Annotated in this window: 11 protein-coding genes; 7 read left to right on the forward strand and 4 right to left on the reverse strand. The window is 38.8% G+C overall.

Annotation, left to right across the window (positions count from 1 at the left end; translation table 11 throughout):
• Positions 1-165: 165 nt before the first annotated feature.
• Positions 166-609, forward strand: coding sequence for a MarR family winged helix-turn-helix transcriptional regulator (locus BT1A1_RS04735; protein ID WP_231553292.1), 444 nt, complete (start codon positions 166-168; stop codon positions 607-609).
• 27 nt (positions 610-636) lie between these two features.
• Complete coding sequence (gene ftsH, locus BT1A1_RS04740; RefSeq protein WP_408917230.1) at positions 637-2,469, forward strand: ATP-dependent zinc metalloprotease FtsH; 1,833 nt, start codon at positions 637-639, stop codon at positions 2,467-2,469.
• 180 nt (positions 2,470-2,649) lie between these two features.
• On the opposite strand, the gene BT1A1_RS04745 is transcribed toward ftsH, so the two are convergent.
• The 4 genes from BT1A1_RS04745 to BT1A1_RS04755 form a co-directional block, all read right to left on the reverse strand.
• Complete coding sequence (locus BT1A1_RS04745) at positions 2,650-3,417, reverse strand: MerR family transcriptional regulator (RefSeq protein ID WP_034768629.1); 768 nt, start codon at positions 3,415-3,417, stop codon at positions 2,650-2,652.
• Positions 3,418-3,500: 83 nt separating this feature from the next.
• On the reverse strand, positions 3,501-3,614 hold the full coding sequence (gene cydS / locus BT1A1_RS19630; RefSeq protein ID WP_375293555.1) for a cytochrome bd oxidase small subunit CydS family protein: 114 nt from the start codon (positions 3,612-3,614) through the stop codon (positions 3,501-3,503).
• Positions 3,615-3,632: 18 nt separating this feature from the next.
• The gene (locus BT1A1_RS04750; RefSeq protein WP_034768630.1) at positions 3,633-4,643 is read right to left on the reverse strand and encodes a cytochrome d ubiquinol oxidase subunit II; all 1,011 of its coding nucleotides are present in this window, start codon (positions 4,641-4,643) and stop codon (positions 3,633-3,635) included.
• The gene (locus BT1A1_RS04755; RefSeq protein WP_034768632.1) at positions 4,640-5,989 is read right to left on the reverse strand and encodes a cytochrome ubiquinol oxidase subunit I; all 1,350 of its coding nucleotides are present in this window, start codon (positions 5,987-5,989) and stop codon (positions 4,640-4,642) included. The genes BT1A1_RS04750 and BT1A1_RS04755 overlap by 4 nt, the downstream gene beginning before the upstream one ends.
• A gap of 300 nt (positions 5,990-6,289) precedes the next feature.
• On the opposite strand from BT1A1_RS04755, the gene BT1A1_RS04760 reads away from it, so the two are divergent.
• The 5 genes from BT1A1_RS04760 (at position 6,290) to cydC (ending at position 13,409) form a co-directional block, all read left to right on the forward strand.
• Positions 6,290-7,225 carry an MBL fold metallo-hydrolase gene (locus BT1A1_RS04760; RefSeq protein WP_034768634.1) on the forward strand — a complete coding sequence of 312 codons (936 nt, stop codon included), beginning with the start codon at positions 6,290-6,292 and terminating at the stop codon, positions 7,223-7,225.
• Between the two features lie 321 nt (positions 7,226-7,546).
• Positions 7,547-8,953, forward strand: coding sequence for a cytochrome ubiquinol oxidase subunit I (locus BT1A1_RS04765; RefSeq protein WP_034768636.1), 1,407 nt, complete (start codon positions 7,547-7,549; stop codon positions 8,951-8,953).
• Entirely contained in the window at positions 8,944-9,960 is a 1,017-nt protein-coding gene (gene cydB, locus BT1A1_RS04770) for a cytochrome d ubiquinol oxidase subunit II (protein ID WP_034768638.1), read from the forward strand. The genes BT1A1_RS04765 and cydB overlap by 10 nt, the downstream gene beginning before the upstream one ends.
• The gene (gene cydD / locus BT1A1_RS04775) at positions 9,960-11,681 is read left to right on the forward strand and encodes a thiol reductant ABC exporter subunit CydD (RefSeq protein ID WP_034768640.1); all 1,722 of its coding nucleotides are present in this window, start codon (positions 9,960-9,962) and stop codon (positions 11,679-11,681) included. The genes cydB and cydD overlap by 1 nt, the downstream gene beginning before the upstream one ends.
• The gene (cydC, locus tag BT1A1_RS04780) at positions 11,682-13,409 is read left to right on the forward strand and encodes a thiol reductant ABC exporter subunit CydC (RefSeq protein WP_034768642.1); all 1,728 of its coding nucleotides are present in this window, start codon (positions 11,682-11,684) and stop codon (positions 13,407-13,409) included. It begins immediately after the preceding gene.
• Positions 13,410-13,465 lie beyond the last annotated feature (56 nt).

Raw genomic sequence — 13,465 nt, forward strand, 5'->3', positions numbered from 1 at the left:
CTTTCTTTAAAAAACTGCCCTGTTATTACGTTTATGATAACACAATGAGATTAATTTTGGAAAATTGTGGGTTATCCCTTTTTATTTATAATGGTTTCATTTCATTGTAATTATAGATTATAATATATATAATATATAACTGTTTAAGGGGTGAATGGTTTGAATGTGGATGAATTTAAATTTTCTATTTTAAATTATTCGAGAAAAATAAATGACCATCTTACCGCTTCATTAAATAAAACCGGACTCGAGTTTGGTTTAACCGGCATGCAAGTGATTTTATTGTTGAAATTATTTAAGGATGGGACGACAACGATTGGAAATTTGGCAGAACATACTCGTGTAGCCGGAGCAAATATTTCATCAATGTGTAAAAAATTAGAGCAAAAAGGATTTTTGACAAGAAATAGGGATAAACGAGATGAAAGAATCGTTAATATATCTTTAACTGACAAAGGATTATCCGTTATGAGCGAAATCGATCAGATCTTTGAAGAAAAAATTCAATCCATCTTAGCCGGGGAAAAACAGGAAACTTTGGATGCAATTATCAAAGGCCTAAAATTATTGGATATTTTATTTGAAAAGATAGAAATAGGGAATAAATAAATTGAACAACAAGTTGGAGGAATGAAAGTGAAAGAAGTAAAACCGCCGAAAAAATCTTATTTATACTATTACGGTATAATTTTATTAGTCATCATTTTATTGAATGCCTTTGTATTTCCAACGATATCCGGTCGATATGTCAAAGATGTTGATTACAGTACCTTTTTAGATATGGTTGAAAATAATCAAGTAGCTGAAGTGGAAATTGAAAACAACTATATTAACTTTGTACCGAAAGATGCAAATGATAAAAAAATGTATCGTACCGGGGTAATTGAAGACCCTGATTTAGTCGATCGCCTGCATGATGCAAATGTGAAATTTACAAAAATCGTTCCGCGGGAGCTTTCTCCGTTAATGACATTTTTAATTTCTTGGATTTTACCTTTATTGATTTTTATTTTAATCGGACGTTATCTTTCAAAAAAATTAGGTGACCGATTAGGTGCAGGTGGAGCGAGTCCGATGACATTCGGGAAAAGTAACGCAAAAATTTATGTAGAAGCTCAGACAGGAATTACCTTTGCTGATGTCGCCGGGCAAGATGAGGCAAAAGAAGCCTTACAAGAAATTGTTGACTTTTTGCATAATCCGTCCAAATACAAAGATATCGGCGCAAAAATTCCTAAAGGGGCACTGCTTGTCGGACCGCCGGGAACAGGGAAGACGTTACTGGCAAAAGCGGTGGCAGGTGAATCGAAAGTTCCGTTCTTTTCTATTTCCGGTTCTGAGTTTGTTGAAATGTTTGTCGGTATGGGTGCAGCTCGTGTTCGTGACTTGTTTAAACAAGCAACCGAGAAAGCGCCATGTATCGTGTTTATTGACGAAATTGATACGATCGGGAAAAGCCGGAATGCCGGTGGTTACGGTGGTAATGATGAACGGGAGCAGACGCTAAACCAATTGTTGACCGAGATGGATGGTTTTGATCCGGATAAAGGTGTCGTTATATTGGCGGCAACAAACAGACCGGAAACTTTAGATAAAGCGTTACTCAGACCGGGCCGATTTGACCGGCGAGTCCCGGTTGAATTACCGGATTTACGCGGTCGGGAAGCAATTTTAAGAGTTCATGCGAAAAAAGTAAAAATGGCCGGTGACGTCGACTTGAATGCAATTGCTCGTGCGACACCCGGGGCATCAGGTGCCGATTTGGCCAATATTATTAATGAAGCGGCATTGCGTGCGGTAAAATTCGGCAGAAACATCGTTGCCCAGGAAGATTTGGAAGAATCGGTTGAGGTCGTTATTGCCGGTTATCAACGGAAAAATGCAGTATTGTCAACGAAAGATAAATTACGAATTGCGTACCATGAAGTTGGACATGCCCTAGTTGCAGCCAAACAAACACATACGGCTCCGGTGCATAAGATTACGATAATCCCCCGGACGTCCGGTGCCCTTGGCTATACAATGCAAGTGGAACAAGATGAGCAAGTATTAATGAGTAAAGAGCAGGCTCTGGATAAAATAACAACCTTCATGGGTGGCCGGGCTGCTGAAGAAATTATTTTCAGTTCGATCACATCCGGTGCATCCAATGATATTGAACAAGCGACTAAAATTGCCCGGGCGATGGTTACTCGCTTCGGTATGAGTGAAAAATTTGATATGATGGCTCTTGAAACGGTGAACAATCCGTATTTAGGAGGAGATACCACGTTACTGGTCTCCTCGGAAACAGCGGCAAAAATTGATGAAGAAGTATTGTCGATTATTAAATCATGTCATGAAAAAGCCATTCAAATTTTAGAAGATAATAAAGATAAGCTCCATGAAATTACGAAATATTTATTTGAAAAAGAAACCATTACCGGTGAAGAGTTTATGGATATTTTGACGGGAAAAACAACCGCATAAAAAGAAATCAGGGGGACTTCTATCCATTTTGGACAAAAGTCCCCTTTGCTTGTTCGAAGGTTCATGGCAAATTGTTCAGTGAAAGCTTGCGTATCATCAGACATTTCCGATTATAAAATCAAGGTTTTAAACTTCAAAATTAGGTATCCTTTTTTGAATTAAAATTAAGAAAGCATGCAATCAACTTTTTCCATTTCCTGTATAAACAAAAATCGCATCCCGTAAAAACTCAGCTGCACCCGGGGCAATTTTATCATAGTTAGCTTTAAACCGTTCATCATCGACATACATTTGTGCAAGTCCTTGATGTGCTTCTTTACTGTAGTCATTCCAATAGTAGGTTAGCCATTGTTTGTGCATGTCGGCTACCTTTTGGGCAAGTTCTCCGGTTGGGTCTTGGGTTTTCATCGCTTCAGCAAGTAGCTTATTTATTGACTCCGCTAATTCAGTAACTTCGGCATACTCTTTTTCCGACAAATTCATTAGTTTCGCATTAGATGCGTCAACCGTCGTATCGCCGTATTTTTCTCGAATTTCTTTCCCATATTTCTTTTCATTTTCTTCGATTAATTGTTTCTTGAAACCAATAAACTTTTCTTGATCAGTCATGTTTCTTCTCCCCTCTAAATTTTCTACTGTATGGTGTACATTTTTTATCAAAAGATCAATTTGCTTTCTTTTTTCAAGAAGATGTTTCAAGTGATCTTGTAAAGCTTTTCTTTCATCAAACAGCGGATTTGTCATTATCTCTTTAATCGTCTCCAATGGAAATCCTAATTCCCGGTAAAACATAATTTGTTGCAGCCGGTCTACTTCTTTTTGTCCATATAGTCGATAGCCGGATGAATTTATTCGTGCAGGCTTCAATAAATCAATTTCATCATAATATCGCAGTGTTCGAGTACTAATGCCCGCCAACTGAGCTAATTTTTGAATCGTGTATTCCATTTGTTACACCTCCCTTTAAAAAAAACATACACCTTAACGTAACGTAAAGGTCAATAGAAAAAATTAAACCCCGCGAATATTTTTCAGCGGGGCGTACCTTTATTTTTATATCCATCTTGTAATGCAGCCCAAAAGGCGAAAAAAATCGTTGCAAATAAAACGAGAAACGGGGCAACAAATATAAGAAATTCCTTCATTTACAAAAACCACCTTTCTTATTTTCCCGAAACATATTGTTTATTAAATAAGAACAACTTAAGCAGTAAATAAAGGGACGGGACCAGCAAGCAAAAACCGAGAATAAAGGCGACAATTAAACTAATCGCCATTGCATTATTCGTAAAGCTGTCATATAACGTTAAATGAGGATAAAGCAAATAGGGATAATGACTGATACCATAGCCAAAAAAGGCGAGGGCAAATTGAATGACAAGTAAAATAAATGCACTTCCGTAATTTCTTTTTTTCCAAAGAAACCAAACCGTGAGCAAAAAAAGTATAAACGACAGGGCGAACATCCACCATAAACTCATTAATTTTTCGTAATGGTCCGGATTGTGCCCGCGTAATTCAACGATAATCCCGGCAGCCGTAATAATCAGTGGAAACGCCCATAGCAAGGCATATTTTCTCATTAATCTCGTTGCTTCCGAGTCACCGGCTTGATTCGCGTACCATGTTAAAAAAGTTGCGGAAATATACAATACCGCAGTTACACTTAATAAAACGACAGCCCATGTTAACGGTTCTGTAAACAATATCCAATAATTTAAAACCGGTGCTCCATTTTCCATTGTAATAAAACCGCCTTCTGAAATCGTTAAAACAATGGAAAGGGATGCCGGAAGCAGGAGCCCGGATAAACCGTAAAGCAACGCATACCCTTTATGACCTCTTGCCCCGTAAGTTTCAAAGGCATAGTATGACCCGCGGACGGCAAGTAAAATAACACCGATACTTATCGGTACAAGCAAGGTTGTTCCGTAATAAAAAGCTGTTTTCGGAAAAAAGCCGATGATGCCAACAAAAAAGAAGACAAGAAAAACATTGGTGACTTCCCACACCGGTGACAAATATCGTTGAATAATTTTTGTTAAAATATGTTGTTTTTCAACAATTAAGCTGTATGCATTGAAAAAACTGGCGCCAAAATCAATCGAGCCGATCATGATATATCCGAATAAAAATGTCCATAAGACGGAGATTCCGATTATTTCTAAGTTCATTTTTGCACACCGCCTTTTTCCATTTCACGATCTTTCAATTCTTGTTCCACCGGATTCCTTTTAAACATGCGAGACATAACAACAATTGTGCCGATGCCCAAGATGATATATAAGCCACAAAAAAGCATAAGCATCAAATCAACTTGGTTATTCGTTGTTGCCGCCTCGGATGTCCGCATAATCCCGCGCAAAATCCAAGGTTGTCTGCCCACTTCAGCCAGCCACCAACCCGCTTCAATGGCAAGCATCGAAAGCGGTCCGCTCAGTACACTTAAAACTAAGAAAAATTTAGAGTGAATAAAAGCCCAGCCCCGTTTCACACCGATCCAATAAATGAGGGAAAGGACGACTAATCCCATACCAATCGTTACCATTGTATCGAACAAATAATGAATATAAAGCGGTGGGATTTCATCTTCCGGGAATTGATCCAAGCCGGTAACGACTGCCCCGGGGAGCCAATGGGCAAGAATACTTAAGGCAAAAGGAATATGAATCGCATATTTTATATCGTTATTTTCATCGAGCATGCCCCACATAATTAACGGAGCCTCGCCGTGTGTTTCAAAATGCCATTCGGCTGCGGCAAGTTTTTCCGGCTGATATTCGGCAAGAAATTTTCCGGAAAAGTCACCGATTACTGCTGTTGCTATGGAAAAAATAAGTCCCAGTTTCATCGTGAAAAACAATGCCTTTTTATGGTAAACATGTTTGGAACCGGTTAGCATTCGGAAAGCAGCAATGGAAGCAAGAACAAACGCTGCTGTCATATAAGCTGTTACCACGACATGAGTTACTTTGGTCGGCATAGCCGGGTTAAACATCGCAAGGAGCGGGTTAACATTTGTCAGTTTCCCATCGACTAAATCAAAGCCTTGCGGGCTGTTCATGAAAGAATTCACAATTGTAATAAAGACAGCCGAGAAAGAGCCCCCGATGGCAACGGGTACAAGCAACAATAAATGTTTCTTTTGATTTTCAAAGCGATCCCATGTGTACAAATAAATTCCTAAAAAAATCGCTTCAAAAAAGAAAGCAAAAGTTTCCATAAAAAGCGGTAGAGCAATAATATGACCGGCCAGTTCCATAAAATTTGGCCACAATAGGGAAAGCTGTAATCCAATTGCCGTCCCCGTCACAACACCGACAGCAACCGTAATAACAAAGCCGCGTGTCCAGCGCCGGGCAAGCAAAATATAATGTTCATCATTTTTTTTAATGCCTACCCATTGGGCGATCATAATCATTAGTGGAACGCCTACGCCAAGGGTGGCATAAATAATATGAAAAGTTAGGGTCGTTTCCGTTAATACACGACTATAAAAAACAGATTCCTCGTTAATCAATTGGTAACACAACCTCCTATTATGGCGAATTTATGGGAAGAATATCATTTTATCCGCCAAAAATACGACCTAAAATGGACAATAGTAATAGAAAAGCAACCGTAAACGTAAGCCAAAACAGCTTTCGTTCGTGACTTTTATACATCCCCTTCACCTCACTTATAGTATTCCAAAAATCTCCATTTTTAAGCAGAATATTTCAATGAATCGCTTTTCAGGTTGCTCTTTTTGCAAAAACCTGCAATTCTCGATAAAATATAATCAATTTTTAAAATCAGATTTAGTTAAGAAGGGGATTCCATGTTAAAAAAAGTAACTGAAAATATAGAATTTGCTGTCGTAACTTATTCAGGCGGAATGGGTGCGACAAATTGTTATTTACTTAAAGGAGAAGACGGGTATACGGTAATTGATACCGGTATGTATTCAAAGAAAGCAATCCGTTTATGGGAAGAAATTTTGGAGACCGGTTATAAAATTGAAAAAGTGGTCCTTACCCATGTTCATCAAGACCATATCGGACTTGCCAAATGGTTTCAGCAGGAAAAGGGGGTTCCTATTGTTGTAGCCAATTTAAGTTATGGTGAAATAAAAAAATATCGTCGTCCTAATTTTAATGAACGGTTTAAAAAACTGGTGATGAGCCACGGTGTTCCGTTTGTTCCTGACCGACTGCCGGATACACGTTTTATCTATGAATTTGAACCAGATGCATTTTTTGATGAAGGGGATCACATTCAGTTAGGTATGGATATGTATGAAGTGATTTGGACACCCGGTCACGCATACGACCATTATTGTTTTTACAACCGTGAGAAAAAAATTATGATTCTCGGTGATCATGTGTTAAAACAGGTTTCACCGGTGATTGGTCTATGGGTCGGGGAAGAGATGGATTTATTAAAATATTATTTTGATTCATTAAAAAAACTGGATGCCTATCCAACGAATATTGCACTGCCCGGTCATGGTGAGATGATTTACGATTTACAAGGTCGAGTTGAAGAGATTCAGAACAGCCATCAAAAAAGATTGCAACAAGTTTATCAATCTGTCGAAACGAACCCAAAAACGGCATTGGAAGTATGTTTGGATGTATACGGTTTATTAAGCCTTGAGAAAATGGTCAGTCCATTTATGGCGTCCTTAACACGGTTGATTTATTTGGAAAAGAACAAAGAGATTGAGAGAATAGAGGAAAATAACGTATTTAAATTTAAAGCTGTTAAAAAATGAATTAGGTTATATGCTTAATGATCCGAATCGGTTTCCGTTTACCGGTTCGGGTTTTTTGATAATTGTCATTCAATTATATTAATGAAATTACCTTTGCTGTGATAAAAATCACAAAAAGGTAAATATATGCCGTGAATTGTAAAAAATGTCACAAATTGGACGAAATGGTATGTCTGATTTGTAACAGGATTTCCAAAATAACTCCACAATAATTCCACCATTGCGATAGGAAAAACCTATATGATTAATATGTAAGTTATTATAATTCTTAAATAAGATTAGGTAAAAATGAACTGAAAATTTCAAAGGGGGAAAGCGGAAATGGAAGAAGTGTTACTGGCACGGATACAGTTTGCTTCAACAACTCTGTTCCACTTCATTTTTGTTCCATTGTCAATCGGTTTGGCGTTCATCATTGCTGTAATGGAAACACTTTATGTGGTGAAGAAGGACGAAATGTACAAAAAAATGTCCAAGTTTTGGGGCAAGTTTTTCTTAATTAATTTTGCCGTCGGTGTTGTGACCGGGATTATTCAAGAATTCCAATTTGGAATGAACTGGTCTGATTATTCGCGTTTTGTTGGGGATGTATTCGGGGCACCGCTTGCAATCGAGGCACTGCTTGCATTCTTTATGGAATCGACCTTTATCGGATTATGGATTTTTGGTTGGGAACGGTTACCGAAAAAACTACATTTGGCCAGCATTTGGTTAGTTTCCATTGGGACGGCCTTATCTGCTCTATGGATACTGGCTGCTAACTCATTCATGCAAAATCCGGTTGGATATGAAATTGCCAATGGTCGTGCGGAAATGAATGATTTCTTAGGCTTGTTAACAAATCAAAAATTATTGGTGGCTTATCCACATACAATTTTCGCAAGTCTTTGTACTGCAGCATTTTTACTTATAGGTATTTCAGCTTGGAATATGATTAAAAAACGCGACATTGAGTTTTTCAAAAAATCAATGAACATTTCATTAATTGTAGGTCTAGTATCAACACTGGGGATTGCTTTTTCCGGGCATGCACAATCTCAATATTTAGTAGAAGCTCAACCGATGAAGATGGCTGCTGCTGAAGCAATTTGGGAAAATACAACAGACCCGGCTCCATGGACAGTCGTTGCCGGTATTGATACGGAAAATCAAAAAAATAATTGGTCAGTGGAAGTTCCATATTTATTAAGTTATTTATCTTATGGGAAATTTTCCGGTGATCTTCCGGGAATGAAAGCACTGCAAGCTCAATATGAAGACTTGTACGGAGAAGGGAACTACATTCCACCTGTAAAAACAACATTCTGGAGCTTCCGGATTATGGTGGCTTCCGGTGGTTTAATGATTTTACTTAGCTTAATTGGTTTAATTTTACTATGGCGGAAAAAACTTGAAACGAGTATACATTTTCTGAAATGGTTACTGGCTGCTTTATTCTTACCGTATATTGCTAACTCTGCCGGTTGGATAATGTCGGAAATTGGTCGTCAGCCTTGGGTAGTAAACGGATTGATGTTAACGGAAAGCGGTGTTTCACCGAGTGTTTCTTCCGGACAAATTCTCTTCTCGTTAATTGCGTTTTCATTAATTTATACATTGCTCGCTGTTGCGATGGTTTATTTGTTTATCAAAACGATTAAACAAGGACCACATGAAAAATTGAAAGACGACACAACCGCAACAGATCCTTTTGATGCAAATGCAGGGGGTGCTGTTAAATGGAATTAAGTGAATTGTGGTTTTTATTGATTGGCGTCTTATGGGTCGGGTTTATCTTTTTGGAAGGTTTTGACTTTGGCGTTGGTATGAGTACGAAATTTTTAGCAAAAAATGAAACAGAAAAACGAGTATTAATCAATACGATAGGACCGCACTGGGATGCGAATGAAGTTTGGCTATTGACAGCCGGTGGTGCGATGTTTGCTGCTTTCCCACATTGGTATGCAACGCTTTTTAGCGGCTATTATTTGCCATTCGTGCTGCTTTTGCTTGCGCTGATTGCCAGAGGGGTGGCATTTGAATTCCGGGGAAAACATCACGCGGCCAAATGGAAAACTACATGGGATTGGTCGATTTTTCTTGGCAGTTTAATCCCGCCGTTTTTGGTCGGCGTACTCTTTTCAGGATTGATTAAAGGACTTCCGATTGATGAAAATATGAATATGCACGCCACTTTCTTCGGAGATATGGTAAATCTATTTACATTAGTTGGTGGAATTGCTTTTGTTCTATTGTCCTATTTGCACGGTTTAATGTTTATTACGATGAAGACAAACGGCCAATTGCGTGCCCGTGCCCGCGAACAAGCGTTAAAAATTTATTGGGTAACCGGTGCAGTCATTGTTTTGTTCGTTGTGTTAACAGGGATATTCACAGATGCTTACGCCAACCGTGGAGCAATCATTATTCCAATGTATGCTGTAGCAGTACTTCTTTATTTAGCTTTATATAAAATGGTTAAAGATAAGAAAGAAGGATTTAGCTTTACTTTAACCGGGCTCATCTTAGTCCTTGTGACGGCATCGTTTTTCATTGCACTATTCCCGAATGTCATGATTAGCACGACGGATGTGGTAAATAATATCACGATCTATGAAGCAGCTTCGGGAGCCTACTCACTTAAAGTGATGACTATTGTTGCCTTAACAATGGTACCGATTGTATTAGCATATACGATTTGGAGCTACTATATTTTTAGAAAACGTGTGTCACATAAGGAGCATTTGGAATACTGATGGATAAAAATCTGTTTCTTTATAAAGATAGTAAAAAAACATTTGTGCTGATTGGAATCCTGACCGTATTGCAAAGTTTAGCAATTATCGCGCAGGCAGGGTTCCTTGCTAAGGCCATTATAACTGTATATGAAGGGGCGGGGTTCAGTGCCCTTCCCTTTTTTGCTATGTTTTTCCTTGCCCATGTATTCAGACATTTTCTCCAATGGTTAAAATCACGTATCGCTTATCGTTTTGCTGATCAAACATCCTCTCAACTTCAAAATGATTTAGTAGAAAAAGTTTTTATGATCGGTCCGAAAACAATCAGCAGGCAAGGTTCCGGTCATATTATTGCTTTATGTTTAGAAGGCATTCCAAGCTATAAAACATATCTTGAATTATTTATCCCAAGATTTTTATCATGTTTACTTATACCGGCAAGTATCGTTATTTATGTTTTTACGATGGATGTAACCTCAGCTGTTGTATTAATTGTTGTGATGCCAATTCTTATCATCTTCTTGATTCTATTAGGCCTTGTTGCCCAAAAGCAGAAAGATAATAAATGGGAAAATTATCAATTATTGTCTCGACATTTTGTTGATTCCTTACGGGGTTTGGTGACATTGAAATTTTTAGGGCGGAGTAAAGGACATCGCGAGGCCATTTATTCGGTGAGCAATAAATACCGGATTTCAACGGTACGTACATTGCGGGTAGCCTTTCTCTCATCCTTTTCCTTGGATTTCTTTTCCAGTTTGTCTGTTGCGGTGGTTGCGGTTGAACTTGGATTACGATTAATTAATGGACAAATAGATTTTTTGGCAGCGTTGACGATATTAATTTTGGCACCGGAGTATTTCTTGCCCGTTCGTGAACTGGGAAATGATTATCACGCAACGATGGACGGAAAGGAATCAGGGGAAAAAATCCGTGGATTACTTAATTTGGATGACGGTGAGAAGCAGGTTATGACTGTCAATTTACCCGATTGGAACAAAGAGTCAGAATTAGTTGTTCGTGGTTTAACAAAAACATTTACAGAGGAAAATCGTACAGTATTAGCGGATATTCATTTTACCATTCGCGGTTTTAAAAAAATAGGAATTATTGGATTATCCGGAGCCGGGAAATCTACATTGATTGATCTTTTATCAGGGTTTACAAAGCCGACAAGCGGGTCATTTTTTATTAATGGGGTTGAAATTCCGGATTTTTCAGTGGCAGCTTGGCAAGATCAAGTAACTTACATTCCGCAACATCCATATATTTTTTCAGGGACGGTCAAGGAAAATATTATGTGGTATGCACCGAATGCGACAGACAAAGAAATTACAGAAGCAGCGGAACGAACCGGTCTTTCAGAATTAATCAGTCAATTCCCGAATGGCCTTAATGAAAAAATCGGACAGGGTGGAAGAGCGTTAAGCGGCGGCGAAGAACAGAGGATTGCTCTGGCTCGGGCACTGTTGACGAATCGTCCGATCATGTTTTTTGATGAACCGACCGCCCATCTCGATATTGAAACGGAACATGATATAAAAGAAATCATGCTTCCATTGCTTGATAATAAGTTAGTGTTTTTTGCAACGCACAGGCTGCACTGGATGAATGAAATGGACTATATTCTCGTTATGGATGGCGGTCGGCTTGCAGAAAGCGGAACACCGGATGAACTTTTTAGAAAAAATGGTGTATTTACACAGTTAGTCAAGGTTCATCGAGGGGAGGTAAGTTAGATGAGAAACTTTAATAAATATATTCGTCCATTTATAAAACAGTATAAATGGTTCATGCTGGCAACCGTTTTTCTCGGTTTTTTAACCTTTTTAACTGCTTCGATGCTTACCTTCACCTCAGGGTTCTTAATCACACGAGCAGCTGAGGCGCCTTACAATATTTTAATGTTATATGTACCGATTGTTCTTGTGCGGGCGTTTGGTATTGCTCGCCCGGTCGTCCGTTATATGGAAAGATTGGTTGGGCACAATACGGTATTGAAAATTTTAGCGGATATGCGTGTGCGGTTGTACGACGCACTGGAGCCGCAAGCTTTGTTTATTCGTTCGCGATTCCAAACAGGGGACTTGGTCGGAACGCTGGCCGATGATATTGAACATTTGCAGGATGCGTATATTCGAACAATTTTCCCAACTATTGTTGCGTTATTCTTATTTGTTTTTTCGGTTACAAGCTTAGCGATATTTGATCCGTTTTTTGCTCTTTGGATTGCCGTATGTCTTGCCGTAATCATCGTCGTTTATCCACTTTTATCCTTGTATTTTTTGAAGAAGCGACAAATTCAAGTGAAGGAAAAGCGGAATCGACTGTACAAAATGTTTACCGACGCAGTACTTGGCATTAGCGATTGGATGATTAGCGGAAACAAGGAGCGATTTATCTTCCAATTTATGAAGGAAAGCAGGGAGACGAATAAGATTGAGAAAAAGTTAGCGGATTGGAATCATGCCCGCACATTTCAACTGCAAGTGATATCCGGACTTATTTTGATATTTGTCGGTATTTGGGCAGGTTTTGAAGCGCTTGAAGGAGAAATACTGCCGGCGTACATTGCTTCTTTCACGCTGGTGACTTTGCCGATTTTAGAAGGTTTAATTCCGGTTTCGAATGCAATCGAAAAAATTCCGGCTTATCAAGAGTCATTAGAGCGGCTGGAAAATATCGATCAATATAATGGAACTCAAGGTGTGGTTGGATCGTTTGAAATTGCAACGAATCCTGTCATTTATTTTGAACATGTTGATTATACGTATGGGTCGAATAAAGAACCGGCCTTAAAAAATATCAATCTGACAATTCGCCCCGGAGAGAAGGTAGCTTTGCTAGGTAAGAGCGGTGCCGGTAAATCTACTTTATTACAGCTGTTAATCGGGGCAATGAAACCGGATAATGGTACGGTTAAGATTGGTGACTTGTCGGCAAGCAGATATGGTGAACAGATTTATGAAGTTATCAGTGTATTGAACCAAAAACCTTATTTATTTGCAACGACGGTGGAAAACAATATTCGTTTGGGGAATCAGGAGGCAACGAGGGAAGAAATTGAAGACGTTATCCGGCAAGTGAAATTGGATCAATATATTCATTCTTTGCCAAAAGGACTGGATACCCAAATGGAAGAATCCGGGCAACGTTTTTCCGGTGGGGAGAGACAACGGATCGCGCTGGCAAGAATTTTATTGAAGAATACGCCAATTGTTGTGTTGGATGAACCGACTGTCGGTCTTGATCCATTGACGGAGCGGGATTTACTGGACACCATTTTTAAAACTTTGGAAGGAAAAACGGTTATTCTCATTACCCATCATCTAATGGGGATGGAAAAAATGGACCAAATTGTATTTTTGGACAATGGGGCGATTTCAATGCATGGAAATCATCGGTCTCTGCTTAAGGAAAACGAACGCTACCGGAAATTATATCGCTTAGACTTAGGAGAAATATAGGATGATGAATTGTGTTTGGGTAGAAAATAAACTATGTACCTGATTGGCAATTTAGG

The organism is Caldibacillus thermoamylovorans (genome assembly GCF_000751775.1).
Classification (GTDB): domain Bacteria; phylum Bacillota; class Bacilli; order Bacillales; family Caldibacillaceae; genus Caldifermentibacillus; species Caldifermentibacillus hisashii.